Source organism: Solirubrobacter soli DSM 22325 (assembly GCF_000423665.1).
In the GTDB taxonomy this organism is placed as follows: domain Bacteria; phylum Actinomycetota; class Thermoleophilia; order Solirubrobacterales; family Solirubrobacteraceae; genus Solirubrobacter; species Solirubrobacter soli.
Genome location: NZ_AUIK01000031.1, coordinates 1 through 25810, shown reverse-complemented (window position 1 = coordinate 25810; position 25810 = coordinate 1). Strand labels below are relative to the sequence as shown.

Sequence of the window (25810 nt, the reverse complement as noted above, 5' to 3'; positions counted from 1 at the left end):
CTACGAGAGTAGATGATCTTCGAGCGGTTTCGGGCCGCGGAGCGGGACGTCCTCGGGGAAGTCGTTCAGCGCGGCGCGCGGGGCGGGCGCGACGAGCTCGGCGCCGGTCACGCGCGCATGCCCGCGGACCGCCGCGACCACATCGGCGGCGGTCACCCGCGTGTGGTCCTCGATGTTGGTCGAGACCTGCACGCCGTCGGTGAGCTGGAGGCCGAGCGCGCGCACGTCGAGCTCTTCACGCAGCACCTTCGCGATCTCCTTCGCCGTGGCCAACTCGGCGTCGATGGTCACGTTGAACGCCACCAGCGGCGGCCGCGCCGCGACGAGCGTCGCCCCCGCGGTGGGGTGGCTGGGGGGGCCGAAGTCGGGCGCGAGCCCGTCCAGCCCGCCGGGCTTGCGCAACTCCGCGCGGGTCCGGCCGCCCCCGAGGTCGCCGTAGAGGTAGACGGGAACGCCGAGCCGCCCGAGCTCCTCCGCCAGCACGAGCGCCTCCGCGCATGCCGCGCCGCGCTGCTCCTCGGTCAGGTAGACGATCGGGGCGACGTCGACCACCCCCACGCGCGGGTGCAGGCCCGCGTGCCCGGTGATGTCCAGGCGCTCGATCGCCTCGCGCGCCCCGCCGAGAACCGCCTCGTAGAGCTTCCCGGGCTCCCCCACGAGCGTGTAGACCGACCGATGGTGGTCCCAGTCGCTCGAGTCATAGATCAGGCCCTGGCCGAACGCCTTCGCGATCGCCGAGATCGCCTCCTGGTCGCGGCCCTCGGAGACGTTGGGGACGGCGATCAGAGGAGGAATGTGCCGCTCTCGATCACGGGGACGTCGCCGATGTGGAGCGTGGGCTCGAGCACGACCGAGTCCAGGTGGACCGGCACGGAGACCGTCCCGCCGATCCCCATGCTCGCGCCGAACGCGATGTGCACGGTGCCGAGCATCTTCTCGTCCTCGAGCACGTTGCCGGTGAGGGTCGCCTGCTCGTTGGTCCCGACGCCGAGCTCCGCCAGGTTGGTGCCGAGCTCGCCGGCGCCGAGCAGGGTCTCGAGCAGTTTCTCGCCCTCGTCTCCGGTCGCGGCGATCAAGCGCCCGCCCTCGACCGTCAGTTCGCCGTGGCCGAGGCCGATCCCCGCGAGGCTGGCGACGACGAGGCGCCCGTGCCCGTTCAGCGGCGAGACGAAGCCCTCGCCGCACGGGAGGTTCCCGAACGCGCCGGCGGTGGCGAGCTGCCCGTCGTCGGCGACGCCGGCGCGACCGGTCAGGTCGAACGTGAAGTCCGTGCCGCGCGGGCAGGTGAGGCGGGCCTCGTCGTGGTCGGTGAGCAGGTGCGCGACGGCGTCCGAGCGGCGTTTGATCAGGTCGAGATCAGCCGTCATCAGGCGGGTGAGCAGGTCCTCGGTCACGCCCGGGAGCGTGGCGCCGCGGGCGCCGCGCTCGGTCGCGGCCTTGCGCGCCTGCGTGTGGCTGAGCGAGGCGGTCGTGGGCGCGATGAACACGTCGCAGTGCAGCAGCGCGGCGGCGATCGCCTCTGGCGGCTCCTGCCCGGAGCGCTCGCGCGGGTCCATCAGGGCGAGCACGGCCTCCGCGCCCGCGTGCGACGCCGCCGCCCTCAGCGCCTCGCCGATCGCCTGCGTCCCGGTGTCGGCGATCACGAGCACGGTCTCCCCCGCGCGCACACCGAGCGAGTCCCGCACCACGGCCTCTGCGGCTTGTCTCATGCCGCCTGATCCTGGCAGCCCGAATTCGTTCGCTAAGCTAATTAGCAATGCAAACCATCTCCACGACCGATCTCGCTCATCGCCTGCGCCCGGTGATCGCCCGGCTCGCGCGGCGGATGCGCCAGCAGGCCGGCGGAGACCTCAGCCCCACCCAGGGCGCCGCGCTGAACACGATCGCCTGCCACGGCCCGCTGACGCCGTCAGAGCTCGCCGCGCGCGAGAAGATCCAGCGCCCGACCGCCACGCGGGTCCTGGCGCGGCTCGAAGAGGCCGGGCTGATCGCCCGCGCCGCCGATCCCGCCGACCGCCGCTCCTCCCTTGTCGCCGCGACCGAGGCGGGCGAGGCGCTGCTCGCCCGCACGCGCGAGCGCAAGGACCTGTATCTCGCTGAGCGCCTGGACCGCCTCAGCCCCGAAGAGCTTGTTGTGCTGGATCGTGCCGCCGGCATCCTCGAGCGCGTGCTCGAGGAGGGGGAGGAGTGAGTCCCGCCGTCGCGCGGACGTTCTCGTCACTGAAGGTCCCGAACTACCGCCGCTACTTCGGCGGGCAGCTCGCCTCGATCACCGGCAACTGGATGCAGACCGTCGGCGAGATGTGGCTGATGGTCAAGCTCACCGGGTCCGGCTCGCTCGTCGGCCTCACCGCGGGCCTGCAGTTCCTCCCGATCCTGCTGTTCGGCGCCTGGGGCGGCCTGCTGGCCGACCGGCTGCCGAAGCGCCGCGTGCTCACCTACACGCAGCTTGCGCTCGTCGTGCCGGCGCTGACGCTCTTCGCGCTCGCCGCCTCCGGGGCGGCGGAGCCGTGGATGGTGCTCGCGCTGGTCCTCGTCCGCGGGTCGGTGCTGGCGATCGACAACCCGTCGCGCCAGTCGTTCGTGGTCGAGATGGTCGGGCCGGACCGCGTCGTCAACGCCGTGGCGCTCAACAGCGTCGTCGTGCACTCCTCGCGCATCCTCGGTCCCGCGTTGGCGGGAGCGGTGATCGCGCTGATCGGCATCGCGCCCTGTTTCCTCGTCAACGCGTTCTCGTTCCTGGCGATGTTCATCGCGCTGCGGACGATGAACCCGCGCGAGCTGCAGACGCCCAAGCCGGCGGTCCGCAAGCCCGGCGAGGTCAAGAAGGCGCTGCGCTACGTGCGCGGCACACCCGAGCTGCTGATCCCGCTGCTGATGATGGCCCTGGTCGGGACGATCTCCTTCAACTTCCAGGTGCTGCTGCCGCTGCTGGCGGACTTCACCTGGCACGGCACCGCGACGACCTACGCGCTGCTGACGGCGTCGATGGGCCTCGGTTCGGTCGCCGGCGCGTTGGCCGCGGGCGCCCGCGGCCGGGTCACGCCGAAGCTTCTGGTGGGCTCCTCGCTGCTGTTCGGCGTGGCGATGCTGCTGGCCGCGGCGGCGCCGACCCTGGAGCTGCAGATCCTCGCGCTCGTCCCGCTGGGCGCCGCGTCGGTCACGTTCGCCGCCGGCGTGAACTCCTCGCTGCAGATCGCGGTCGAGCCGCAGATGCGCGGGCGTGTGATGGCGCTCTACAGCGTCGTCTTCCTCGGGTCGACGCCGATCGGCGCGCCGCTCGTCGGCTGGCTCGCGGGCGCCGCGGGTCCACGCGCCGGGCTGCTCGCGGGCGCCGTGGCCGCGCTGGCCGCGGGCGTCGCCGCGTGGGTCTGGTACGCGAAGGCGGGCGACGTCGAGCCGGTCCGCGGCCGCCCCCACGGCGGCCGCATCCGCGCGCCACGGCGGCTCGTGGCGTACGCGCGCGATCGCGTCGGCTAGTTGCACCGCGCCCGCGAGCGGGCGTAGTGTCAGCTCGAAGACAATATGAGACGGCTCGCGACCATCGTGATGGCGCTGGCACTGGGACTTTCGCTCAGCGCGTGCGACCCGCGCGAGTGGTTCGTCTGCTCGCTCGGGCTGTGCGGGTACGCGCTCGACGACGTCGCGCCCGCGACCCCGCGTGACGTCGTCGCCGTCGCCGGCGACCGGCGGGTGACACTCAGCTGGAAGGGCGGCGGGGAGCCGGATCTCTCGGTCTTCAACGTCTACCGGGCGACGAGCGCCGACGGGCCGTTCACGAACATCGGCACGACGCTCGAGCCGGGCCTGATGGACGGCTACATGCTCGCCAACGGCACGACCTACCTCTACCGCGTCACGGCCAGCGACGCCGCCGGCAACGAGAGCCCGCCGTCGGTGGTCGCCTCCGCGGTCCCGGCTCCTCCACCGCCGCGCCCGCGCCTCGGCGCCCCGGTGCTGCGGGTCAGCCACTTCTTCGACAGCATCAAGCTCGACTGGGACGGGGTTGCCGAGGCGCGCGAGTACGTCGTGTACCGCCGCACGACGCCTGATGGCGCCTACGCGGAGCTCACGCGCACGGGCGCGTCGTTCGTGTTCGACGAGGACGTGGTCGGCGGCACGCTCTACCGCTACGTGGTGGCGGCGGTCGACTCCGGCGGCGCGATCGGGGAGCCGTCCAACGAGGTCGCGCTGTCGATCTACCACAACCCCGGCCCGGAGCTCGGCTTCCTGCTCGCGTGGGGCGAGCTCACCAACCCGCGTGGGATCGCCGTCAGCCCCGCGCGGACCGTTTACGTGACCGACAACCCGGGCGAGCTCGGGCGGGTGCAGCGCTTCAGCTCCGGCGGCGCGCTCCTCGGCTCGTGGACGCTGGAGGGGTACGCGTACGGCGTCGCCGTCGGCCCGGACGGGACCGTGTTCGTCGTCAACCGGCAGCTGGGCCGCGTCGAGAAGTACACGGCCACGGGTGGGTTCGTCACGTCGTTCGGCTCGCTCTCCTCCCCCACCGGGATCGCCGCCGACCACGCCGGGAACGTCTATGTCGCCGACACCGGCAACGCGCGGATCGCCAAGTTCACGTCGGCGGGCGCCGCGGCCGGCCAGTGGGCCGCGGGCGCGGTGGGCGTCGCCACCGACGCCGACGGCAACGTCTACGCGGTGAGCCGGGCGGCCGCGCAGGTGAGCAAGTACACGGGCGCCGGGGTGCTCTTGACCGCGTGGGGCAGCGCGGGGACGGGCGACAGTCAGTTCTCGCTGCCGGAGGGGATCGGCGTGGACTCGGCCGCGCGGGTGTTCGTCACCGACACCGGCAACGACCGGATCGAGATGTTCAACACCGCCGGCGTGCTGACGTACGCCTTCGGCTCATCCGGCACGACCAACGGCCGCTACCAGAGTCCGATCGGCGTCGCCGGCGACTGCGCGGCGAACCTCTACGTGCTCGACTCCTCGCGGGTCCAGAAGTTCGGGCCGGCGACCCCGACGTCGTGCCCGGCCGCGAGCGTCGCCGCGGCCAAGGCGACCTTCCGCGCGACGATGACGACGACGGCTTCGACGCGCGGCACGGTCACACGCTCCGGTGCGACGACGCGCGAGCGCGGCGCGCGGGCATCCGGCCGCTTCGCCGGCTCGGCACCGCGCGCGGGCAGGGCGTTCCGCGCGTTCGCCCACGGGAGTTGGCGGGCGCGCTACGACATCGCGATGACGGGCGGCACGGGAACGGCCAAGGGCGTCGTGGTCGCGACGGGCGCGCGGCGGGCACGACTCTGCCTGGCGTTCACCCTGCGGGTCTCGAAGACGCTCGAGGGGTCGTTCTCCACGCTGGCCGGCCCCGCTGCCGTCGGCGGATCGTTCACCGAGACGCTCGGCCAGGGCTTCAGGCTCAAGGGCGTCGCGGCGCCGGGACGCAGGGTGCGACGCTCGCTCCCGGCCCGCTGCAGGGCACTTGTTTCCGGTTAGAGACCGGACAGGGCGCGGGAAAGTGGTTCGCGCTAGCGTCGCGCTCATGGAGCCACCTTTCGCCGACGGCAGACCGACCGTGCTCGCGGCCGTCGCCTGGGCGTCGCACCTGCACGGCGATCAGGTGCGCTCGGTGGACCGTGCGCCGTTCGTCCTGCACCCGCTCGAGGTCGCCTCGCTGCTCTACGGGCGCGGGTTCGACGACGACGTGATCGTCGCGGGCGTGCTCCACGACCTCGTCGAGAACACCGAGGCGAGCGTCGCCGACGTGGGCGAGCGGTTCGGAGAGCGGGTGGCGACGATCGTCGACTCGGTCAGCGAGGACGATTCGATCGCCGACTACGGCGAACGCAAGGCCGAGCTGCGGGCGCGGGCGTGCGCCGCCGGCCCGGAGGCGCGCGCCGTCTACACCGCCGACAAGATCTCCAAGGCCCGCGAGCTGCGCGCGCAGGCCGCGCACGACCCCTCGGTGCTGGTCGACCCGCAGAACGTGCTCAAGCTCGAGCACTACGAAGCCAGCCTGACCCAGCTGCTGGCCGTCGGCGACGACCAGCCGATGGTCGACCAGCTCGCGTTCGAGCTGTGGGCGCTGCGTACGCTGCCGCCGCAGTGACGCTAGATTGGCGATGACGTGAGCACGCCGACCGCGTCGAGCCCGCTGGAGACCGTCGCCCGCAACCACGGAGCGGCGATGGCTTCGCGCCACGGCCGCCGCGTACCCGCCCACTTCGGGTCCGTCGGCGCCGAAGAGGCCGTGTGCCTGCGCGCCGTCGGGATGGCCGACCGCTCCGACCGTGACACGTTCGAGCTGCGCGGGGCGCCCACGGTCGTCGAGGGCGCGCTGGTCGCCGTCGGCGAGTACGCCTGGTGCTCCTTCGTGACCGCCGACCGCGCGCTCGCCCGCCTCGAGCACGAGCACGTCGCCGCGTGCTCGGGGTTGCTGGGGCGGATCGACGGCCTGACCGCCACGCTGCGAACGTCGGCGTACGCCGCGATCGGCCTGATCGGGCCGCGCGCCAAAGAGCTGCTGATGGAGATCGACCTCAACCCGTCCGGGACCGTGATCCAGGAGGCGCTCGGCTGCTACGAGGTCCTCCTCCCCGCCGAGCGCGGACCGGAGCTGTGGGAGTACCTGCTCGAGGTGGGTGCGCCGTACGGGCTGGCGTGCGTCGGCCATGACGCCCTGGACCGCCTCGCGGCGGCGCACCGCTTCGACGCGAGCTGACTCACCTGATCGTCGCGGGTTCGCCGGCGAGGCGTTCGAGATGCCGCACGACCAGACGCATGTCCTCGGCGAGCTCGTCGACCGAGGACGTCTCCGGGTAGAAGACCTCCCCGATCACGACGCGGACCCTGGACCGTCGGATCCGCGTGCCGGCAGGGCGGTCGACCGCGGCGATCGGGACGATCGGCGCGTTGACCGCCAGCGCGGCGATGGCCGCTCCGCGTCCCTGCGGGAGGCGGCCATCGACCACGAACGCGGCGGAGCTGCTCCGCAAGCTCCGCACCATCAAGTCGCACGGCACGACGTCGAGGAGCCACCGCTGGTTGGCGACGTAGACCGCGGGCACGTCGAGCGGCCACGCATGACCGCTGAGGTCGACGTAGTCGATCGCGGCGCCGCCGGCCCGCCGCGCGAGCGAGCGCAGGGCGCCCGCGACGCGCGGGTCGCTCGGCGGGTGGTCCTGCGGCGCTCGCACGCCGGGGTGGTCCGCGGCGATCCGGGCGAGCGCGGCGTGCGCGGAGTCCTCCGGATCGACGGCGAAGTAGACGCGCTTGCACAGTGGCATCGATCCGGCGCACCGGCTGATGCCGGAACGGACGAGCAGCGCCCGCGCCTCCGCCGGCGAGGTCGTCACGAGCGCGAGGTCGAAGCGCTCGGCGACGCCGTTGATCCACAGGTCGGCGCCCGTGACATCGACGGCGAGCCGCTCGACCTGCGCGGTGTGGCGCAACGTGACGCCGAGGCGGAACAGCTGGGCCACCGGCCCTCCGAATCGCGCGCGGGTCTCCAATACGGATGTCTCGTGGCGAGGGTCCTCGCCCAGCAGGTGCGCGGCGGACAGCCCTGTCCGTCCGGCTCCGACGATCGCGATCCTCATCGTTTCTCCTCAACTGATCGCTGATGACGTACTGTGCGCGTGTGACTCGTGAACCATTGCGCCCGGCGGGAGCCGCCGAGGTCGCCCGGCTCGCCCAGGCGGCGAACAGACGGCCCTACGTCGCGTGGCGCGACGCCGACGGCACGCTGCAGGTGCACGAGCTCAGCCAGGGGGCTCCGGCGACGGTGGGGCGGGTCACCGGGACGGTGACGTTCCCGGCGCACCGCGAGGTCTCCCGCGAGCACGCGGAGGTGACGATGCGCGAGCACACCGATCCGCCCGCGATCTGCGTCTACCTGCGCGATGTCGACTCCAGGCACGGCACCGAGCACCGGCAGGTGCGGCTGCGCGGAGGCGTGGCGCTGGAGGTCGGCGAGTGGCGTGCCGCGCCGCGCGTCCCGGCCCGCCCGGCGCAACTCGACGCCGGCGACCACGACGTGCGGCTCGCGCGCGAGCGCTACATCCTGATCGGCGGCGTGCCGCTCGACGAGGGCCGCACCTCGGACCGCGACCTGCTGCCCGAGCCCACCGTCCGCCAGCGCGAGGTGCTGGTCGAGCTCTGCCGGCCGTTCTTCGACGATCCGGGCGGGTACCCGGCCACCCCGAGCAACGCGGAGATCGCGGGCCGGCTGAAGCCGCCGATCGGCCCCGAGCGTGTGAGCGACCTGCTCAGCGACATGTACCGGCGCTACGACCTGAACGGGACGAAGGAGCAGAACCGCGCGAACCTCGTCGGGCTCGCGAAGCGCTACCTGCTCGACGCGGGCGACTACGGCTAGACCGCTCATCGCGCCAGCCTCGGCGGCGTCACGTCCGCGAACGCGTAGGCGACGACGTGCGACAGCTCGCGCTCGGTCTGCACGCCGTCCCGGAAGAGGTGCGCGAACCGCACGTGCGGGCACGTCACGTCGAGGGTGTCGAGCGCCAGCGCCGGGCACAGCAGCGCCGGCGTGCGGCGGGCGTGCAACGTGCTGGCCATCAGGAAGCGCAGGCCGCGGTCGCGCACCTCGCTCGGCAGCCAGTCCAGGGCGGGTACCGGGAGCGGCGACAGGTCGCTCGCGAGCGCGTGCGCGAGCTTCGCCAACGCCGGCGGGGCTTCGGCGAACTGCTCCGTCAGGACCGTCGCCTCCGCCTGCGCGCCGCCGAGGATCACGAGGATCGGGCGCCCGGTCTCGATGCGGTCCCGGACCTCCTCCGCCGCCGCCGCGTCAGGCCACAGCTCTAAGCCCGTGGCGGTCCGACGACGGATCCGGCGCGGCCCTTCGAAGACGATCAGCGCGTCATCGCACTCGATGGCGGCGGGCAGGCTCATGCCCGGCGACGCTATGTGACGGGGCGTTTCCTGCCATCACACGAAGTGCATATATATCGCCGCCCGGAGCCATATCTCTCACACGTCGACCGGCCCGGTGCTGCGGGCGATCGCCGCCGCCTGACCGCGCGTCTTGACCTTCAGCTTGCTGAGGATCCGCGAGACGTGCAGGGCGGCGGTTCCTTCGGTGATGTGCAGCGCCTCGCCGATCTGCCGGTTGGTCCGGCCCTCGGCGACGAGCACGAGGACCTGTCGCTCGCGCCGCGTCAAGCGCTCCTCAGGGCCGGTGGACTCGAGCCGGGTATCGACGGCGCGGCGGAGCCGCTTGCGGGACACGAGGCCGTCGGCCCACTTCCTGAGCGGGGTCGCGCCGAGGGCGTCGGCGACCGTGAGCGCCTGCGACAGCGCGCGGGCCGCCTCCTCGCGGTCGCCGTCGGCGAGCCGGGCTTCGGCCTCGCGGACGCGGGCGTATGCGGCCCGGTACGGATGCTCCAACCGCGCCCAGGCGCTCGCGACGCGGCCCCATTGCTCGGCCGACGACGCCCCGCGGGCGCGGGCGCACTCCGCGCGCGCCCCGGCCAGGTGCGCGTGCGCCGTCGGGGGCGCGGCGTCGTCGAGGAAGCCCTCCAGCCAGGCCGTGTGACGCTCGGCGTCGAGCGCGTCACCGGCGTCCGCGGCCGCCCGCACCGCGACGCCGACCAGCGCGGGTGTGTAGAGCTGCTCCTCGCGCCCCCGCACACGCTCCAACTCGGCGGTGGCGGTCGCCAGCGCCTCCTCGGTCTCCCCCGCCGTCAGCAACAGCTCGATCACGCAGGCGCCCACGTAGGCCGTCCACTCCGTCGCCGACGACTCGCGCAGTTGCCCACTGGCCTCGTCGAGCCAGGCGCGGGCCCTCTCGAAGTCGCCCCGCCCCGCCGCGAGCTGGCCCGAGACGGTCAGCTTCAGAAGCGTCTCGCTCCAGGTCAGCGACGCGCCCGCGAGCCGGTCGATCCGCTCGTGCGCCGCGTCCCAGTGGCCCAGCTCGAACTCGTCCTCGGCGGCGTTGAGCGCGAAGTAGCGGCCGTAGGAGGCCTCGACCCCGAGCCGACGTGACGCCGACAGGCCATCGGACATGACCTCCAGCGCGCCCGGCAGGTCCCCGCGCAGGCGACGGATCTCGCCCAGGTGCACGTAGGCCCGGGTGGCCTCCTCCGGGCGGTCGAGCGCCTCGCCGATCCGCCGGGCCTCGTCCAGGTGCGCCTCGGCCGTCTCGAACTCCCCGAGGTACGCCAGCACGAGCCCGAGGACCGACCGCGCGAAGCCCTCCTCGGCAGTGGCACCCGCCTCCTGCGCGACCTCGAGGGCACGCTCGGCACGATCCCGCGCCTCGGTCCAGCGCACGCTCAAGGTGAGCGTGAGGCTCTCGTCGCCGAGGATGCGGGCGCGCTCGGCGCTCGGGGCCTCGTCGAGCCGGAGCAGGGCCTCGTTGTAGTACAACAGCGATTTGTCCAGGTGGTGATCCTGGAAGCGACCGAGCCGCTCGAAGAACGTGGCGGCGCGACGTGGGTCCGGGTTCTCCCCGAGCGCCGCCAATCCGAGCTCGCACCACTTGATCGGCAGGTCGTCCACGCCCGCCCGGTAGGCGGCGTCGGCCGCGTCGAGCAGGATCGCGGCGCGGTCCAGGTCCGTCGCGTCGGCCTCGGCGGAGTGCCAGAGCGCGACCGCGGCCGTGTAGTGCTCCACGGCCTCGCTGTACGCGTACATGCCGGCCGCGGCCCGCGCGGCCTCGACGGACGCGGCGAGCGCCGCGGCGGGCTCGCCGGCGGCACGCCACTGGACCGCGAGCTCGGCGGCGTCGGTGATGTCAGGCCGCTCGAAGAGCGCCCGCGCCACGGCCGCGTGCAGGCGTTCGCGCTCTCCCGGGAGCAGCGCGTCGTAGACCGCCTCGCGGGTGAGGGCGTGGCGGAACGTCAGTGTGGCACCGTCCGCGTGGATGACGTGCGCGTCGACGGCGGTCCGCAGCAAGGCGGACAGCTCCGGCTCCTCGATTCCGGCCGCCTGCGCCAGCACGTCGTGCTCGATCGCGCGGCCGAACGCGGCGAGCACCTGCAGGATCTGCCGCGTCCGCGGGCTGAGGGTGCTGACGCGCTCGAGCAGCGTCGCCGCCTGCCCCGCCGGAAGCGGCGTCTCGGCCGTGTCGCCCTGGGCGATCAGCTCCTCGACGAAGAACGGGTTGCCCTGCGTGCGGGCGGTGATGCGGCGGGTGATCGAGTGGTCGGCCGGGTGCTGCAGGATGGCCTCGATCTGCTCGCTCACCTGATCCTCGGTGAGCGGGCCGAGCACGATCGTCTCGACGGCCTGGCAGCGCTCGAGCTGGTCCACGTAGCGCTCGAGCGCCTGCAGGTCGCCGCCGTCGTGCAGCCGGTGGGTGGCGACGAGCAGGACCCGTTCATGGCGCGCGTTGCGCGCCACGAATGACAGGAAGTCCAGCGTCGAAGGGTCGGCCCAGTGGATGTCCTCGACGATCAGGACCACCGGCGTCTCGTCGGCCAGCCGCGCGAGCAGCTCGAGCAGGTACTCGTACTGCCGGCCCTGCGCTCCGCGCGAGCCGTCGCGGGCGGCCGGGGCCTGGGGGGCGAGGGCCGGAAGCAGGATCGCGAGCTCGGCGATCAGGGACTCCGGGAGCCGGCCGGCCGCGGCGTCGAGGCGCTCGGCGGGCACGTCGCGCAGCGCGGCGACGAGCGGGCTGTACGGAGCCTCCTCACCCGAAATCGGGAAGCAGCTCCCTCGCAAGAGGAGTGCGTCGGGTGCCTCGAACTCGTCCACGAGGCGCGACTTGCCGATCCCTGCGTCACCCTTGATCAGCGCGAGGGTGAACCTCTTTGCCGCCGCGCGGGTATAGAGCTCACGCAGGCGTTGAAGCTGGGGCTCGCGGCCGATCAGGCGCGGGCTCGTGATCCGCTGGGACACGCGCGAACCCTATACCGCGCCGCGGGGATCTGTCACCCCTACCTTGACGGAGGTTAACCCCTCCCTGACCGTATGACTCACTTACCTTAACCCGTTCTGGCGATTTACGGAAACTGACGGAGGCTGTGAGTGTCACTTCCACTCACCCACCGGAGGACGAACATGTCCCGCACCGGCAAGGCCCTGCTCACCGTCCTGACCGCCGCGACGCTGGCCGGGGCCGCCGCCCCCGCCTTCGCGGATGACGATCCGCCCACGGGCCCGACGCCCATCTGTTACGACGCCGACAACACGCCGATCTTCGACGCCGACGTGTGCGCCGCGCTGGGTCGGCAGGCGTCCGGCCACTAGTCCACCGCTGAGTGCCCCGGCCGTCAAGCCGGGGCACGACGCCTGCTATCGGCGGGCCGACGACACCCAGCAGGTCAGCTTGAGCGACTACCTCGACGAGGTTGCCCGTTCCGCACCTCGCAGCGTGACTTGCTCGCCCGGCCGTCTTCACTGTAGGTTCGCTGCGCGGTCCCGCCGTCCGGAGTGGGGTTCGCCGACCCACTCATGTTCTCCGCAGGCGAAACAGTCGGCAACTACCTGATCGAGGAGCGCCTCGGCGCCGGCGGGTTCGGCGAGGTGTTTCGGGCCACCGAGTTGGGGTTGCGACGCCCGGTCGCCTTGAAGTTCGTGCGCTCCTCGCTCGCGCAGGATCCGGTCTTCGTGGAGCGGTTCCAGCGCGAGGTCAGCGCGATGGTCGCCGTCGAGCACTCCAACGTCGTCCCCATCTTCACCCACGGGGTCGAGCGCGGCCTGCCGTACTTCTCGATGCGCTACGTGCGCGGCGGCTCGCTCGAGGCCGTGCTCGCCGCGCGGCAGCCGTCGCTGGAGGACGTCGTCGACCTCCTCGCCGGAGTCGCCGAAGGCCTCGACTACTGCCACACCCAGGGCATCGTCCATCGCGACCTCAAACCCGCGAACGTGCTCGTGGAGTCCGAGACCGGTCGAGGCCTGCTGGCGGACTTCGGCATCGCCCACGCCGAGGACTTCGCGACGATCACCGGCCCGGGCAAGCTGATCGGCACGCCTGCGTACATGGCTCCGGAGACGCTGGACGGCGGGCGCGCGACGGCCGCGAGCGACCTCTGGGCGCTCGCCGCGGTCGCCTACCGCGTGGCGACCAACACGCTGCCGCGCGGGCACGGGGCGCCGGCGGACACGCCGGTGGTGCCGCCGTCGCGCCGCAACGCTCGGCTCGGGCCGGAAGTCGACCGGGTGCTGTTGCGTGGGTTGGCTCGGGAGCCGGCGCGTCGCCACCGCGACGCCCGCTCGTTCGTCTCCGACCTGCGTGAGGCGCTCGATCAGCCGCGGCACCGGACGACGTCGTCGCGACTCGGCCCGCGAGCGGTCCTGCTCCGTCGCGGCGGCGCAGCTTCGCCGGACGGTGGTGGAGGGTGGCGGCCGCAGCGGTCGTCGTCACGCCGCTCGTCGCCTACGGCCTCGCATCGCTCGCCGACGGAGCCGCCTCGAACGCGGGGTGCCACCCGAGCTACAAGGGGGCGTGTCTGAAGCAGGACGCGGGCGACTACGACTGCGTGGGCAACGGCGGCAACGGGCCGAACTACGTCTCCGGGCCGCTGAAGGTCGTGGGTCCTGACGACTTCGGCCTCGACCGAGGCGGGGACGGCGTGGCCTGCTGAGGCCGCGGGCACGTCTTCGTATGCGTTGACTTGACTTAGACCATTCGCGAGCGTAGGACTCAACTGCTGAGCTTATGCCGAGCGTTGCCGACCGCGACGCTACAAGCAGCGGGAAGGAGAGTCTCATGCCCACGCGTGGCTCCGGACGTTCCGGCGGCGACGATCCCGAGAAAAAGGGTGATCGTCTGCGCGACTTCCTGGTCAGCCTGGCGACCGACCCGGCAGAGCTCGGGCGGTTCGTCAAGGATCCCCAGGCGTCGATGTCCGCGGCCGAGTTGGATCCGGCCGATCAGGCCGTCCTCGCCAGCGGCAACGCGGGAGCCATCAACACCCGTCTGGCGGGTGGCATGGGCGGCGCGCCGCCCATGGTCATCCTCATCATCGACCTCCTGCCGGGAGCCGAGGGCGAGCAGAATGTGTCCGTCCGCGGACTTGCGGCGCCGGCGCTTCAGCAGGTGCCGCTGCAGGTCCAACTGGCGCAGCAGGTCTTCCCCCAGATCCACCCGCAGATCCTGCCGCAGATCCATCCGCAGCAGATCTTCCCGCAGGTGGCGCCGCAGATCCTGCCGCAGATCCATCCGCAGCAGATCTTCCCGCAGGTCGCGCCGCAGATCCTGCCGCAGATTCACCCGCAGCAGATCTTCCCGCAGGTGGCGCCGCAGATCCTGCCGCAGATTCACCCGCAGCAGATCTTCCCGCAGGTCGCGCCGCAGATCCTGCCGCAGATTCACCCGCAGCAGATCTTCCCGCAGGTGGCGCCGCAGATCCTGCCGCAGATTCACCCGCAGCAGATCTTCCCGCAGGTCGCGCCGCAGATCCTGCCGCAGATCCACCCGCAGCAGATCTTCCCCCAAGTCCACCCGCAGATCCTGCCCCAGATCTTTCCGCAGGTCGCCCCCCAGATCGTCGCCCCGCTGTTCGGCCAGTCATGACGGAGAACGGCAAGCAGGTGGGTTCGCTGGTCGTCGTCGGGACGGGAATCCGGACCGTCGGTCAGCTCACCGTGGAAGCCATCGCGTGGATCGAGCGTGCCGATCGGGTGCTCTACGTGATCGGCGATCCCGTCGCCGAGGCGATGATCGCCAAGCTCAACCCGGATGGCGCAGAATCGCTGTCCGGGTTCTACGCCGAGAACAAGTCGCGCCTGACGACCTACGAGGAGATGATCCAGCGAATCCTCGAGTGCGTGCGCGCGGGCATGCTCACCTGCCTCGCGTGTTACGGGCATCCGGGCGTCTTCGTGTACCCCTCGCACGAGTCGATCCGCCGCGCCCGCATGGAGGGATACTCCGCCCGCATGCTGCCCGGGATCTCAGCCGAGGACTGCCTCTTCGCCGACCTCGGGATCGACCCCGGCATCTACGGCTGCCAGTCCTACGAAGCGACCGATTTCCTCGCCAACGGCCGGAGGATCGACCCGACGAGCTCGGTCATCCTGTGGCAGATCGGCGTCGTCGGCGACGCGACGTACAAACGCTACGGATACGACCTCTCAGCCTTCCCGCTGCTCATGGAACGGCTGCTGCAGATCTATCCCCCCGACCACATCGTCTACCTGTATGAGGCGGCCGTGTTCCCGGGCTGCGAACCGATCATCAACCCGGTCCCGTTGCGCACCCTGGGCGAGGTCCCGAAATCGGCCGGGTACACGCTGTACATCCCACCGGCGTTCCCGACGGTGTCAGATCCGATGATCTACGCCCGTATGCGAGCGATGGCCCCGCAGAGCGTCGTCTGACGCACACCACGAGTGTCGGCGGCGGCCGCGTTCGTCGCCGCGCTCGTGCGGGTCATTTCCCCGGTGTGGGCGTGGCGGTCGGACTGGCACCGGCGGTCGGGCTCGGGCCGGCGGTCGCGCCCTGAGGTGTCGGGCTCGTCGTCGTGCCCGGGCTGGGCGTCGGTGTTGGCCGGGCGCCCGTGCGGGTGCTGTGCAGCGCGGTGAGCGACGGCAGCTCGGCGGGCACTTTGAAGTCCGGGCAGTCGCGGCCCTGGGCGGCCTTCATGTAGGAGCGCCAGATGGGTCCGGATGTCGGGCCGCCGAACCCGGTGTAGCTACGCGAGAGCGGATGCCCGGTCCACACCGCGGTCGAGTAGAGCGGCGTGTAGCCGACGAACCAGGCGTCGGAGAGGCCGTCGGTGGTTCCGGTCTTGCCCGCCTCCGAGCTGCAGCCGATCGAGGTGTATCCGGCGCCGGTGCCTTTGGTGATCACGCCCTCGAGGACCTTCGTGACCTCATAGGCCTCGCCCTCGGTGAGCACGCGGTGGCCGGAAGCGCTCGCCGGCCGCTCGACGTGACCGTCCGGGAAGACGACCTTGGCGATCATGGTCGGAGTGCGGCGGACGCCACCGTCGGCGAGCGTCGCGTAGGCGCTGGCCATCTCGAGCGGCGTGACGCCTTCGCTGAGCCCGCCGATCGCGGCTGCCGGTGGGATGTAGCAGTTCGGGCCGCGCTTGCAGGCATGGCCCTTGGCGGTGACGCCGAGACGCGACGTGATCCCCATCGAGTACGCGGTGTCAGCGAATTGCTGCACGCCGACGTCGAGCACCAGTTGGGCGAACACCGCGTTGACCGAGTCCACCGTCGCGTCGACGAGTGACATCGTCCCGCTCCCCGGCTCGGAGTTGTTGACCGTCCACGAGCTGCCGCCCGGGAGCGTCAACGTCAACGGCGCGCTGCCGTCGTAAAACGTCGAGCTCGGGTCGACGCCCTGCTTGATCGCGGTCGCGAGGACGAACGGCTTGAACGACGACCCCGGTTGCCGGTGCGCTTGGGCGGCGAAATTGAACTGGCTCTCGCCCGAGTAGTGCTGACTGGACGCGAGCGCCACGATCTCGCCGGTCTTCGGATCGACCGAGGCCAACGCCGACGCGGGTCCCCCGTTCGGACTGCAGACCGCGCACGCGTCGACCGCGCTCTGCGCCGCCTTCTGCAGACGTGGGTTGATCGTCGTGTACACCTTCAGCCCGCCGGTGCGGACCACGTTGGCTCCGTACCGCTGGATCAGCTCCTTCTGGACGAAGTCGAAGATGTACGGCTGCTTGATCTGGGTGTAGCGCTTGGACGGATGCAGCGCGAGCTTGTGCGTCACCGCGCTCGTGTATTGGGTCGCGCTGATGTAGTGCTGCTTGAGCATCGCCTTCAGCACGTCGTTGCGGCGCGTCAGCGCCGCTTTCGGATGGAGCAGCGGGTTGTACTCCGACGGGGCCTGCGGGAGCCCGGCTATCAGCGCCGCCTCAGGCAGCGTCAGCCGCTTCGCCGGGCGCGAGAAGTAGGTCTCGGCGGCGGCCTGCACCCCGAGCGCGGTGGCGCCCGCGTTGGTGCCGTAAGGAGCCGTGTTCAAGTACTCGGTGAGGATCGTGTCCTTCGAGTTGGCGTCGTTCTCCTCGTTGGCCAGGTGTGCCTCGACGATCTTGCGCCGGATCGTCTCGCTCGGGTTCGTGATGTACAGGTTGCGCACCAACTGCTGCGTGATCGTCGAGGCGCCCTGAAGCGGCTTGCCGCCGGCCTTCGCGTCGCGCCAGCCGGCGCGGACGATCGCCTGCACGTCGATCCCGCCCTCTTTGTAGAAGTTCTTGTCCTCGATCGCGATCGTGCCGTCCTTGACCCAGTGCGACATGAGGTCGCCCGCCACGGGCTCACGAATCGTCTCGGAATGGATCACGCCGAGCTGCGTGCCATCAGCGGCGTAGACCTTCGTCACCAGCGACTGCTTGCGAGGCTTCAGATCGCTGATCGCCGGAGCCGAGTTGTAGATCCGCAGGAACCAGATGGCTCCGGCGCCGGCCGCCGCCGCGGCAAGCACCAACAGCAGGCCTGCGATGAGTACAAGCCACATCCACGGCGAGCTCCGTCGCCTTCGCCTCAACGCCAGGCTCGGCAAGGCAATCCAGGCTAACCGCCGGCAGCCGCAGAGTGACCCACGTCCCTGCCGTGATCGACGGCGGCCATGACTTCGCCGGAGCCGAAACCGCCCTTCAGCCACGCCGCGATCAAGTCGCCGGTGCCGGCGAACGCCACTGTCGGCCACGTCGGCTCGTCTCGGCGAGACGAAACCGGACGCGGTCGCCCGAGCCTCGCGCCGAGCTCGCCGAGCGAGAACACGACTCGCACACCGCCCGGCGACGCCTGCGTCCAGCCGAGCGCGAGCGCACCATCCCGTCGCACCGACAACACGGGGAACTCGGGGACTCCGTCAGGGGAGGTCAACGTCTCACTCGTGAAGTCGCCGCCCGCCGGCCGGGCGAACGCCTCAACGGTCGACAGCCCGGTGCCGAAGGCGATCGGACCGGCCGGACGCACCCATGCGACCAACGCGCGGCCATCGTCGGCGACGCTCGTGACCGGGCCTCCATCCTCGACGGCGCCAGGCGTCGAGCGGGCGAGCTCGCGCGCGCCGGCGAACGCGCCGCCGGGGGCCCGCTCGGCGATCATGAGCCGCGACGGCTCCTCAGTACCGCGCGTGCCGTAGTACCAGGGGAGCCAGGCCACGAGCATCCGGCCCGTGGGGCTGACCGCCGACGAGAGACTCGAGAACTCCCCGCCGTCGCCGAGTGCCTGAGCCGGCGCCCAGCGACCGCCCGCCGGTTTGAACGACGCCCACACCGGTCCCTCGCTCCCGGTGAGGAGGCCGTCCGCCTCTTGCTCGACGTGCCACGTGACGAGCGCGTCGCCGCGTTGCCCGATCGCGACATCGACCGACGGGTAGTCGGGACCCGACGCGCTCAACACCCGCGGCGATCCGAAGCGCCCGTCACGGCGCGCGCGTGTGCTCGCCTCGACCCGCCAGCCGCGTCGGGTACGCGCCGGGTACGCCACGATGGCGCGGCCCGAAAGTGACACCGCCAGCTCGGGCGGCCCGACATCGCGGCGCGGAGACGAGACCGATCGCAGGCGCGACCACGCGCCTGATGGAGCACTGCGGGCAACAGAGATGCGACGCCCTTGGACGACGGCGACGAGGAACCGTCCGCGCCCGTCGCACGCGAGCTCCGGGTCGGTCGTTCGCCCCGGCAGCTGCGGGAGCCTCCGAATCCGGGAGAACGCGCCCGCCGACCAGCGAACGTACGAGAAACGCTGACGCGCGCCGTTGCCGAACACGACCTCACCGGTCGAGCACGCCAGCGGCTCATCACCCCATGGGGCGATCTGCTTCGGCCGCCCCCACTCCGCCGCGGCCCCGTCGGGCAGGGTCGCCGACGCGAGCGCCAAGACCACGAGACCGCGACGAACCCACGAGAACGTTCCGCAGCCGTCGTCTCCCGGCCGCAGGTTGCGGACGAGCCATCGATGGGCGCGGCGGACCCGGTGCGTGACGGCCCGCACGGTCACGGCGGCAACACCCAGGCGACCTCGACCGCCTCGCGCACGGACCCGGTGCGGCGACAGCGCGAGCTCACCAGCCCGGCCGGCTCGAAGTCGGCGACCAGTGCTCGGCAGCGCCACCCGGTCAGCGGCGTGCACGCCGCACCCACCGCGCGGGGCTCCGAACACGCCGTCTCGTCCGCCCATGCATGGAGCACCGCACGCGCGGTCGCGCAGGACACGTTGATCGCTTCCGCCACCAGCTCGGTGTCGACGCCGTTGCACCCCCAGCCGACGACCAGTTCGTAGCGCGCCGCCGGGTGACGGGCGTCGCTGCAGCGCACGCCGGCCAACGGACTCAGCTCCGCGGCCCACGTCGGCTCGCACACATGCCCAGCCACCACGCAGCGGTGCAGGCGCGTCGGACCGGAGCGGCACGCGCGCTTCCTGCGCCAACGATCGGCAAGCTCGATCGCCGCGGTGCAGCCCCCTTTGACGTGCAGCGGCTGGACATTGATCCCGAAGCCGAAGAAGCCAAAGGGCCGCGGACAACGCATCACGCGTCCGGCGCGCGGCCGATACGGTCGCCCGGAGAGCCGAGCGCGGAAGGAAAGCACGACCTCAGGACACGCCGCGCGAGCCGGATCGGACGAGCGCAGGGTCAGCGTTCCACGCACCACCCGGCCACGACGCTCGAAGCCTCCCGCGACGGCCAGACGCGTCCGGCCGAGGCGCTCGCGCCACGCGAACCGGCCGCGACGCGTGATCCTCGTCCCCTCCGGAACCTCGGCATCGCTGACGGTGGTGGCCGCCGGCGCGCCCGGCGTGCCCGATGGGCAGACATCCGCGTACTCGATGCTCGAGGGGGACAACAGCGAGGCGCGATCGTCGGCCACGACCAGCGTCACGCGGTGATCGCAGTCCGCGCACGCGGTGTGGACGTCGACCTGGCCATCGAACCGCCCGCCCGAGACGGGAGGACTCGCCGCCACCGCCGACGACGACATGCGCCCCAGCTCAACGAACAGGACGAGCGCAACCAGGGGTAGCGCAGCGGACCTCGTCAGGTCACCCTCTCAGGTCGCGCGAGCGATCGCAAACCCCTGCCTCTGCAGCCAGTTCGGCCGCTGCGCATGCGGCCGTGTCACGGAGCGGATAGCGTTGGCCGGTCGAGAACCGCCGCATCGAAAGGACGTGACGATGTTTGGCAAGAACAAGACCCCGAGCGAAGCGCTCCGCGGCACGTCGCACCAAGAACACGCGCGCCTCGCGGACAACCGCCGGATGCAGATGGCGGTGTCGAACTGGGAGAAGACCGCCGCCGAGGCCAACACGCACGCGCTGCTGGCCATCTACGGGGTCCTGGCCGAGATCCAGGAAAGCATCGAGGCGCTCGGCCAACGCACGGCGGATCCCTCCACCGCTGGTCCCGGCACCGCCCCGTAAGGCTCAGATCCCGGCTCAACTCCGGATCGCTCAGCCGAAAACCCGAGGTCACCTTCCCGGCCTACCCGCAGCCTGAAGATCATCTCTTCAGGTTCATGGATCGTCTCGCGTAGTCCGCGAGGCGGCCCACACCGGGAACTCCGCTGACGAACCGGCCGAGGCGGAGTTGACGTCCGGGGAGACGATGCGAGCGTGCTCATTTTGAGCTGAAGTCACCTATACGCACGTACGGCAGGCCACCCGAGAAGCCGGACCTGAAGTCGACAGGAACGTACTATTCCTGACCTGAAGTCATTTTATGCAGAGGGTTAGCAACGAGCTTGCTAAGTTGGCTAACAAGCCACGACCCCGGAGAACCCAATGACCGCCCCGACTCAGCCCAAGCCCAAGCCCGAGCCCGCCTCGGCGCAGGCATCGAAGCCCGCGGCGCAGCAGGCCTCCAAGCCCGCGGCGCAGCAGGCCTCCAAGCCCGCGGCGCAGCAGACCGCCAAGCCCGCAGCGCAGCAGGAATCGAAGCCTGCAGCGCAGCAGACCTCCAAGCCTGCAGCGCAGCAGACCTCCAAGCCCGCGGCGCGGAAGAGCTCCAAGCCCGCGGCGCGGAAGACCTCCAAGCCCGCGGCGCGGAAGACCTCCAAGCCTGCAGCGCGGAAGACTTCCAAGCCCGCAGCGCGGACGACCTCCAAGCCCGCCGCACAGGCCCAGGCCCAGCGCAAGGCGCCCTCCGAGGCCAAGGCCACCACCCGGCCCGAGGCCCAACACGGAGAGCCCGTCGAGGTCGGCAGGCCGACCCTCGGTGCGTACCTGGACTCCTACGAGAAAGCTTGGCTCTCGATCACGGACGCTTACGAGAACGCCGCACGCGCGACGAACGTCGACTGGATCGCCACCGTCGCGTCGGCGCAGGCCGACCTCGCGCGCGACGTGGCCAAGGCGCAGGCCTCTGTCGCCCGCGAACTCGTCGCCTAACAACTTGTCGACCGCCCTTGCGGCGCGCTCAGACGCCTCGTCGTTGGGCGGAGGGCTCCGCCCAAGACGAGCATCTGCTGGTGCGCGAACCAGGGGCGCGCCGTGTCCGTCGACGGCGAGGTCCGAGACGCGCTCGCCTGTCCGCGCGAAGAGGTGCGGCCGGCTGGCCGCGCTCGGGCAGGCGAGGTCCGGCAGCAAGCGGCTGATGGCGCTGATCACGACGCGCCACCCCTAATCGTCCGGCCATCCTGGCCGCCGGTGCGTCCGGCGAGGTGCTCTGCTGCGTCCTCGACGATGTCACAGGGCGGCGCGCTTTCGGCGCTCACGACGAAGAGCTCCTGCGCCGAGCCTGGCGCGCCGCGCACCCAGCTCCCGCCTACTTCCGGCCCCGCGGAGTGCGGTGACCTCGATCGGATGGGTAGACCCGCCTGCGATGGCTTACAACGAGATCTACATCGACGCGGCGCCCGCGACGGTCCACGCCGTGCTCAGCGACGCCGGAAGCTATGCGAACTGGGTCGTCGGAGCGCGCAAGATCCGCGATGCCGACCCGCAGTTCCCCGCCGTCGGCTCACGTTTTCACCACCAGGTCGGCGTCCCGCCGCTCGTGCTCAACGATCACACCGAGGTGTTGGAACACGAGACACCGTCGAAGTTGATCCTGCGCGCCAAGACGCGGCCCTTCGGCACCGCTCGAGTCGATCTGCGCCTCGCTGCCGAGGGCGCAGGCACCCGAGTCCGGATGACCGAGGTCGCCGGAGACACACCCAGCCGGCTCCTGCTCAACCGCCTCTCGGACCCGCTCGTCCACGCTCGCAACGTCCGATCGCTTCAACGACTGCGCCGCCTCGCTGAACGCCGCGTATAACTCGCCTGACCCTTAGCTGACGCGCGCTTGCAAGTCGGACACCTGCGGCGCTCGTCGGCGGCCTCGTCCGAGCTGGTCCCGTCGCCGACGTTCGCGGCATTCAGGCGCATGTATTTGTATGTGCGACCGCTCACACAGCGGAACATACGTTTGGGGGCGCACTGCGAACGGGCAGCCTTGGGGCAGGGAGCGCTCAAGCGATCTCGCCGCGTTTCCTCCTCTCCGTTGGCACGACTCCGCAGGTCCCTTCCCGGGACAGGTGAGTGGCGGTCGTTCGGTCCGTCTCAAACACTTTGGAGTCACCCCATGAGCACCATCAGCAGCCGCAACGCCGAGCACACCAACGGCCGCGCCGACACCGTTCGCCGCCTTTCGACCGAGACCAAGGCGTCGTTCAAGACGACCGAGTTCTTTGCGTTCCTGGCCGTTGCGATCGGCGTTCTCGTCGCGGCGGCCGTCGTCGACGAGACCAACGCCGGCGGCTTCGGCGCCAAGCAGGCCTGGCTGTACGTGACGATCCTCACGGTCGGCTACATGGTCAGCCGTGGCCTGGCGAAGTCGGGTAGCCGCGAGCCGTATTCCACGCACGACCACGCCTGATACCCGTCGCAGTACCGAAGGCCCAGCATTCGCTGGGCCTTCGTTGTGCTCGATCCGGAAGTGACATTCGCTCCCGCCCGAAGCAATCGCGCTGACACCGTCCGGTTGGTCGACGGCCGTCGCGGGCAGGGTCCTTGCATGCAAGACCACGCCACGCAGGACTCCGCCAGCCGCTTCACCCTGCACTCGACGGTCCGCGACGCCTCGCTCGAGCTCGTCGTCGCGGGTGAGCTCGACATGACGGCGGCATTCAGCTTCGAGTCCACGGTCGACGCGCACCTTGCCGCGGGCGGCGTCGAGTCGGTCGTCCTGGATCTCGCTCAGGTGGACTTCGTGGATTCCGCCGGGCTGGGCGCCCTGCTCTCGCTCCGCGACCACGCGCGCCAGCGCGGCATCGAGCTTCAGCTCGCCCGGGTCTCAGGGCCCGTCCGCAAACTTCTGGACCTGACGGGTATCGGCGACGTCGCGCGCGACTGACCCGCCGAGGCCTTCAGATGCTCCAGTCACGGGCGTGGCGCGAGGCGCGATCGGTCACGTCGCCGTGGGACGCGCAGTGTGCGCAGGATGGCCGTGCGTTCGCCGGCGCTCGTTCATCTCGGCTTCGTGGACGCGGCGGTGGCCATCGACAAGTGCCTCGCCGACGTCTCGCTCGTGTCCGCGGAAGATCGACCAGTAGTCATGATCGAACGGCACGATGTCGCGGGCGAGATCCTCGCGGTCACCGGCGGAAATCCCCTGGCCTGAGTTTTGAGCCCGACGGTCGCCCGTCTGGCTCTGCCGTAGCCGCCGAACTAAGGAGAATCAATGTCAACCGACCGTGCACGTGAAATCGGCCTGATCGAAGCAGCGTTCCGGATCGCGAACGAACGTACGGCGCGATGGGAAGAGCGCCACTCCGAAGGCCGAACGGAACTCTACCTCTGCGAGTGCGCCGAGCAGCCGTGCCGCAAACGAATCGAACTGACGCGCGAGCAGTACGAAGCAGTCCGCAGTGACCCGCGGCACTTCGCGGTTCTCCCCGGCCACGTCATTCCTGACCTGGAGACCGTCGTGGGATCCTTCGACGGCTACGAGATGATCGAGAAACCGAGCGCTCGGATGCAACTGCTCCTCGAAACCGATCCTCGAAACCCGACGTCGGGCCCCGAAGAGGACGCAGCTCGGGACCTCGCTCGCGAGATCGATCTCGAACCCACTTAGAGCGCAGAAAACCGCGAAACTGCGGGATGCCGGACTCGAACCCCCGACACGCGGACCATGATTCCCGGCCGATTTGGCTCAATAGAAGGCGCAATCAGTACTGGTGGACACACAGGTGGACACAAGTGTCAGCCTGTGTGTCGCGGTCCCGCCTGCACGACAGGGTGTACACGGTTTCGGGGAGCGAAGGATCGCCTTGTCGGCCAGGGCTCAAGCGGATCACCCGTCTGGATCTGGCTGAGGTCGGCGACTCGCGCAGCCCGGCGTAGTCGAAGGACCGCTCCGTGCTTCTGCCCCCGGGTCGGTGAACGAACGCCCCGGACCGGTCTCGATGCGTCTTCGTCTCCTTGCCGTCGCCCGTGCGCGGCCGCCGTCCGATCGAGCCAGGCCATGGTGGGCGTCGTCGGGATACGCGGCGCCGGCCTCGTATGTGCGCCATGCAAGCAGGCCAGGACGCTTCCGCCTGCCTGCAGCACTCTCGACTGCTTCCAGGTCATGCTTCAGTCAAGAAACGAGGAGCACTCGGGCAGCGCCAAGAGACGACTGCTCCTTATCTGAATCGGGCTGGGTGTCAAGGGGCAGTGGTGGTGAGTGGTTGTGTTCGCTGGCTGGCGGGTCGGCTCCGTGGATGCCCGGCCTTATCTGGGTCCGCGACCCGGCGGGGGTCGGTGACGTGATGGTCGATGGGTCAGTCCGGTTGGAGTGACTCCGGCCGCTCGGTCTTTGGTGGGCCGCCGTCCGTGGGCGGGAGCCGCAGCAGCTGCGGGAGCTGGCCGGAAGGGTGGTGGTCATCTGAGAAGGTGGGCGTGGCGAAGCGACCCTGAAGCCGTTGCGGTCAGGCCGTTGCGACTCGGTCCAGCGCGCTGGGGCCGAGTTCGCGTAGGACGTGGTAGGAGCGCCGTGCGAGCTTGCGGGCGATCGTCAGTGATGCGCGTGTGTGGCTGAGGCCGCGGGCCTTGAGTGCGAGGTAGTCGGCGTGGTCTGGGCTGCTGGGCCGGCAGGCTGCCAGCGCGGCTTCGTAGAGCGCCCAGCGCAGCTGTGGGGAGCCTTGCCGGGTCAGTTTGCCCGTGCGGGCGCGGCGGTCGGAGCGGTGCACGCCGATGTCGATCCCGGCGAGGCGGACCGCCTTGCGCGATGCTGAGAGCCGGGCGACGTCGCCGAGTTCGCAGAGCGTCACGAGCGAGGTCAACTCGCCCATCCCGTAGAGACCCATCAGGGCGCGACAGCCCGTCTGGCGGCGCGCGAGCTGGCGCAGGTCGCGCTCCAGCGGCGCGATCTGGGACTCGATGGCATCGATCATCGTCAGCGCCACCTCGATCCGCTCGCGCGCGTCGATCGGCAGGCGCAGCGCGGCCAGGAAGGCGCGGCCCTCATCGGTGCGCAGCTTCTCGGGTGTGCCGCTGACGCCGTGGTGATAGAGCGTCGCCTGGATGCGTTGCATCCACTGCGTGCGTTCGCCGATCAGCGTGTGCCGCAGCCGCGCCCGCGAGCGCCACTCACGCACGTGTTCGGGCGGGATCCACGCCTCCGGCAAGCGACCCTCAGCCAGCAGCTCCCGCAGCCAGCGGGCGTCCTCGCGATCGGTCTTGGCCCGGCGCTTGCGACCCCGCAACGCGCGCGTCTCTACCGGCTCGGCCAGATGCGCCACCGCGCCTGCCGCGGTCAGCGCGTCACACACGAACAGCCACCCGGTGCAGGCCTCCACCGCCACGTGCAATTCGCGACCGGAGAAGCGCTTCGCCCACACGGTCACCGCTGCCGGCGTGGCCGCGATCCGGCCACGCATCACCTCACCTGTGTCGGTCTCGAGCGCGTCGAACGTGATCTGCCTACGGTGCACATCAAACCCGGCTACGATCGCCATCAGGGCCTCCTCCGAGCTCCGGCAATTGCCAACTGCGCGAACCATCTCGCACC

At 71.0% G+C, this 25810-nt stretch carries 26 protein-coding genes; 17 read left to right on the top strand and 9 right to left on the bottom strand.

Annotated elements, in window-relative coordinates; genetic code table 11:
* Both G569_RS64005 and G569_RS0124700 read right to left on the bottom strand, forming a co-directional pair.
* A complete protein-coding gene (locus G569_RS64005) occupies window positions 1–783 on the bottom strand; it encodes a glutamate formiminotransferase (RefSeq protein WP_306765226.1) in 783 nt (260 codons plus the stop codon).
* The gene (locus tag G569_RS0124700; protein ID WP_028065408.1) at window positions 783–1709 is read right to left on the bottom strand and encodes an aminopeptidase; all 927 of its coding nucleotides are present in this window, start codon (window positions 1707–1709) and stop codon (window positions 783–785) included. Before G569_RS0124700 ends, G569_RS64005 begins: the two co-directional genes overlap by 1 nt.
* Before the next feature lie 47 nt (window positions 1710–1756).
* Between G569_RS0124700 and G569_RS0124695 the strand changes: the two genes are divergently transcribed.
* Genes G569_RS0124695 through G569_RS0124675 form a run of 5 tightly spaced genes read left to right on the top strand, consistent with a single transcriptional unit; the run spans window position 1757 to window position 6685 of the window.
* The gene (locus tag G569_RS0124695; protein WP_028065407.1) at window positions 1757–2191 is read left to right on the top strand and encodes a MarR family transcriptional regulator; all 435 of its coding nucleotides are present in this window, start codon (window positions 1757–1759) and stop codon (window positions 2189–2191) included.
* A complete protein-coding gene (locus G569_RS51280) occupies window positions 2188–3480 on the top strand; it encodes an MFS transporter (RefSeq protein WP_053226938.1) in 1293 nt (430 codons plus the stop codon). The genes G569_RS0124695 and G569_RS51280 overlap by 4 nt, the downstream gene beginning before the upstream one ends.
* A gap of 45 nt (window positions 3481–3525) precedes the next feature.
* Window positions 3526–5460, top strand: a complete 1935-nt coding sequence (locus G569_RS0124685) for a hypothetical protein (RefSeq protein WP_028065406.1) — start codon at window positions 3526–3528, stop codon at window positions 5458–5460.
* 46 nt (window positions 5461–5506) lie between these two features.
* Window positions 5507–6073 carry an HD domain-containing protein gene (locus G569_RS51275; protein ID WP_053226937.1) on the top strand — a complete coding sequence of 189 codons (567 nt, stop codon included), beginning with the start codon at window positions 5507–5509 and terminating at the stop codon, window positions 6071–6073.
* An 18-nt stretch (window positions 6074–6091) separates the two neighbouring features.
* Window positions 6092–6685: a hypothetical protein gene (locus G569_RS0124675; protein WP_028065405.1), complete on the top strand. Its 594-nt coding sequence runs from the start codon at window positions 6092–6094 to the stop codon at window positions 6683–6685.
* Between the two features lies 1 nt (window position 6686).
* On the opposite strand, the gene G569_RS0124670 is transcribed toward G569_RS0124675, so the two are convergent.
* Entirely contained in the window at window positions 6687–7562 is an 876-nt protein-coding gene (locus G569_RS0124670) for an NAD(P)-binding protein (protein ID WP_084285512.1), read from the bottom strand.
* A gap of 41 nt (window positions 7563–7603) precedes the next feature.
* Here G569_RS0124670 and G569_RS0124665 point away from each other — a divergent pair, with 41 nt between their 5' ends.
* Window positions 7604–8341 carry an FHA domain-containing protein gene (locus G569_RS0124665; RefSeq protein WP_169542233.1) on the top strand — a complete coding sequence of 246 codons (738 nt, stop codon included), beginning with the start codon at window positions 7604–7606 and terminating at the stop codon, window positions 8339–8341.
* 5 nt (window positions 8342–8346) lie between these two features.
* On the opposite strand, the gene G569_RS0124660 is transcribed toward G569_RS0124665, so the two are convergent.
* Window positions 8347–8874 (bottom strand): hypothetical protein, encoded by a 528-nt coding sequence (locus tag G569_RS0124660; protein WP_028065402.1) that lies wholly within the window; start codon window positions 8872–8874, stop codon window positions 8347–8349.
* A 78-nt stretch (window positions 8875–8952) separates the two neighbouring features.
* A complete protein-coding gene (locus tag G569_RS0124655; protein WP_028065401.1) occupies window positions 8953–11823 on the bottom strand; it encodes a helix-turn-helix transcriptional regulator in 2871 nt (956 codons plus the stop codon).
* A gap of 162 nt (window positions 11824–11985) precedes the next feature.
* Here G569_RS0124655 and G569_RS0124650 point away from each other — a divergent pair, with 162 nt between their 5' ends.
* The 4 genes from G569_RS0124650 (at window position 11986) to G569_RS0124630 (ending at window position 15249) form a co-directional block, all read left to right on the top strand.
* Complete coding sequence (locus G569_RS0124650; RefSeq protein WP_028065400.1) at window positions 11986–12174, top strand: hypothetical protein; 189 nt, start codon at window positions 11986–11988, stop codon at window positions 12172–12174.
* Window positions 12175–12378: 204 nt separating this feature from the next.
* Complete coding sequence (locus G569_RS61450) at window positions 12379–13380, top strand: serine/threonine-protein kinase (RefSeq protein WP_157592282.1); 1002 nt, start codon at window positions 12379–12381, stop codon at window positions 13378–13380.
* A 256-nt stretch (window positions 13381–13636) separates the two neighbouring features.
* Complete coding sequence (locus tag G569_RS0124635) at window positions 13637–14443, top strand: hypothetical protein (RefSeq protein WP_028065398.1); 807 nt, start codon at window positions 13637–13639, stop codon at window positions 14441–14443.
* Entirely contained in the window at window positions 14440–15249 is an 810-nt protein-coding gene (locus tag G569_RS0124630) for an SAM-dependent methyltransferase (protein WP_028065397.1), read from the top strand. The genes G569_RS0124635 and G569_RS0124630 overlap by 4 nt, the downstream gene beginning before the upstream one ends.
* Window positions 15250–15301: 52 nt before the next feature.
* Here the strand turns inward: G569_RS0124630 and G569_RS0124625 are convergent, their stop codons facing one another.
* From G569_RS0124625 to G569_RS0124615, 3 genes are read right to left on the bottom strand one after another with little or no spacing between them, the layout of a single operon-like run.
* Window positions 15302–17347, bottom strand: a complete 2046-nt coding sequence (locus tag G569_RS0124625; protein ID WP_028065396.1) for a transglycosylase domain-containing protein — start codon at window positions 17345–17347, stop codon at window positions 15302–15304.
* A gap of 56 nt (window positions 17348–17403) precedes the next feature.
* Complete coding sequence (locus G569_RS0124620; RefSeq protein WP_028065395.1) at window positions 17404–18840, bottom strand: hypothetical protein; 1437 nt, start codon at window positions 18838–18840, stop codon at window positions 17404–17406.
* On the bottom strand, window positions 18837–19721 hold the full coding sequence (locus tag G569_RS0124615; RefSeq protein WP_157592281.1) for a hypothetical protein: 885 nt from the start codon (window positions 19719–19721) through the stop codon (window positions 18837–18839). The genes G569_RS0124620 and G569_RS0124615 overlap by 4 nt, the downstream gene beginning before the upstream one ends.
* Before the next feature lie 253 nt (window positions 19722–19974).
* On the opposite strand from G569_RS0124615, the gene G569_RS0124610 reads away from it, so the two are divergent.
* From G569_RS0124610 to G569_RS0124580, 7 genes are all read left to right on the top strand, one after another.
* On the top strand, window positions 19975–20259 hold the full coding sequence (locus G569_RS0124610) for a hypothetical protein (protein WP_157592280.1): 285 nt from the start codon (window positions 19975–19977) through the stop codon (window positions 20257–20259).
* A 360-nt stretch (window positions 20260–20619) separates the two neighbouring features.
* The gene (locus G569_RS58845; protein WP_053226935.1) at window positions 20620–21225 is read left to right on the top strand and encodes a hypothetical protein; all 606 of its coding nucleotides are present in this window, start codon (window positions 20620–20622) and stop codon (window positions 21223–21225) included.
* Between the two features lie 433 nt (window positions 21226–21658).
* Window positions 21659–22093 carry an SRPBCC family protein gene (locus tag G569_RS0124600; protein WP_053226934.1) on the top strand — a complete coding sequence of 145 codons (435 nt, stop codon included), beginning with the start codon at window positions 21659–21661 and terminating at the stop codon, window positions 22091–22093.
* Window positions 22094–22399: 306 nt separating this feature from the next.
* Window positions 22400–22693, top strand: coding sequence for a hypothetical protein (locus tag G569_RS0124595; protein ID WP_028065391.1), 294 nt, complete (start codon window positions 22400–22402; stop codon window positions 22691–22693).
* A gap of 138 nt (window positions 22694–22831) precedes the next feature.
* Window positions 22832–23170 carry an STAS domain-containing protein gene (locus G569_RS0124590; protein WP_053226933.1) on the top strand — a complete coding sequence of 113 codons (339 nt, stop codon included), beginning with the start codon at window positions 22832–22834 and terminating at the stop codon, window positions 23168–23170.
* An 87-nt stretch (window positions 23171–23257) separates the two neighbouring features.
* Window positions 23258–23437: a hypothetical protein gene (locus G569_RS0124585; protein WP_028065389.1), complete on the top strand. Its 180-nt coding sequence runs from the start codon at window positions 23258–23260 to the stop codon at window positions 23435–23437.
* Between the two features lie 60 nt (window positions 23438–23497).
* The gene (locus G569_RS0124580; RefSeq protein WP_028065388.1) at window positions 23498–23893 is read left to right on the top strand and encodes a hypothetical protein; all 396 of its coding nucleotides are present in this window, start codon (window positions 23498–23500) and stop codon (window positions 23891–23893) included.
* An 835-nt stretch (window positions 23894–24728) separates the two neighbouring features.
* Here the strand turns inward: G569_RS0124580 and G569_RS0124575 are convergent.
* The coding region (locus G569_RS0124575) for an IS110 family RNA-guided transposase (protein ID WP_211233068.1) at window positions 24729–25810 on the bottom strand (1082 nt) is incomplete at its 5' end.

Bases quoted from the DNA above. Each gene is read 5' to 3' on its own strand.
- G569_RS0124670 (WP_084285512.1), bottom strand. From the start codon at position 7,562: ATGAGGATCGCGATCGTCGGAGCCGGACGGACAGGGCTGTCCGCCGCG.
- G569_RS0124625 (WP_028065396.1), bottom strand. From the start codon at position 17,347: ATGTGGCTTGTACTCATCGCAGGCCTGCTGTTGGTGCTTGCCGCGGCG.
- G569_RS0124650 (WP_028065400.1), top strand. From the start codon at position 11,986: ATGTCCCGCACCGGCAAGGCCCTGCTCACCGTCCTGACCGCCGCGACG.
- G569_RS0124590 (WP_053226933.1), top strand. From the start codon at position 22,832: ATGCAAGACCACGCCACGCAGGACTCCGCCAGCCGCTTCACCCTGCAC.
- G569_RS0124600 (WP_053226934.1), top strand. From the start codon at position 21,659: ATGGCTTACAACGAGATCTACATCGACGCGGCGCCCGCGACGGTCCAC.
- G569_RS0124635 (WP_028065398.1), top strand. From the start codon at position 13,637: ATGCCCACGCGTGGCTCCGGACGTTCCGGCGGCGACGATCCCGAGAAA.
- G569_RS0124700 (WP_028065408.1), bottom strand. From the start codon at position 1,709: ATGAGACAAGCCGCAGAGGCCGTGGTGCGGGACTCGCTCGGTGTGCGC.
- G569_RS58845 (WP_053226935.1), top strand. From the start codon at position 20,620: ATGACCGCCCCGACTCAGCCCAAGCCCAAGCCCGAGCCCGCCTCGGCG.
- G569_RS0124585 (WP_028065389.1), top strand. From the start codon at position 23,258: ATGGCCGTGCGTTCGCCGGCGCTCGTTCATCTCGGCTTCGTGGACGCG.
- G569_RS0124580 (WP_028065388.1), top strand. From the start codon at position 23,498: ATGTCAACCGACCGTGCACGTGAAATCGGCCTGATCGAAGCAGCGTTC.
- G569_RS51275 (WP_053226937.1), top strand. From the start codon at position 5,507: ATGGAGCCACCTTTCGCCGACGGCAGACCGACCGTGCTCGCGGCCGTC.
- G569_RS0124695 (WP_028065407.1), top strand. From the start codon at position 1,757: ATGCAAACCATCTCCACGACCGATCTCGCTCATCGCCTGCGCCCGGTG.
- G569_RS0124595 (WP_028065391.1), top strand. From the start codon at position 22,400: ATGAGCACCATCAGCAGCCGCAACGCCGAGCACACCAACGGCCGCGCC.
- G569_RS0124685 (WP_028065406.1), top strand. From the start codon at position 3,526: ATGAGACGGCTCGCGACCATCGTGATGGCGCTGGCACTGGGACTTTCG.
- G569_RS0124630 (WP_028065397.1), top strand. From the start codon at position 14,440: ATGACGGAGAACGGCAAGCAGGTGGGTTCGCTGGTCGTCGTCGGGACG.
- G569_RS61450 (WP_157592282.1), top strand. From the start codon at position 12,379: ATGTTCTCCGCAGGCGAAACAGTCGGCAACTACCTGATCGAGGAGCGC.
- G569_RS0124660 (WP_028065402.1), bottom strand. From the start codon at position 8,874: ATGAGCCTGCCCGCCGCCATCGAGTGCGATGACGCGCTGATCGTCTTC.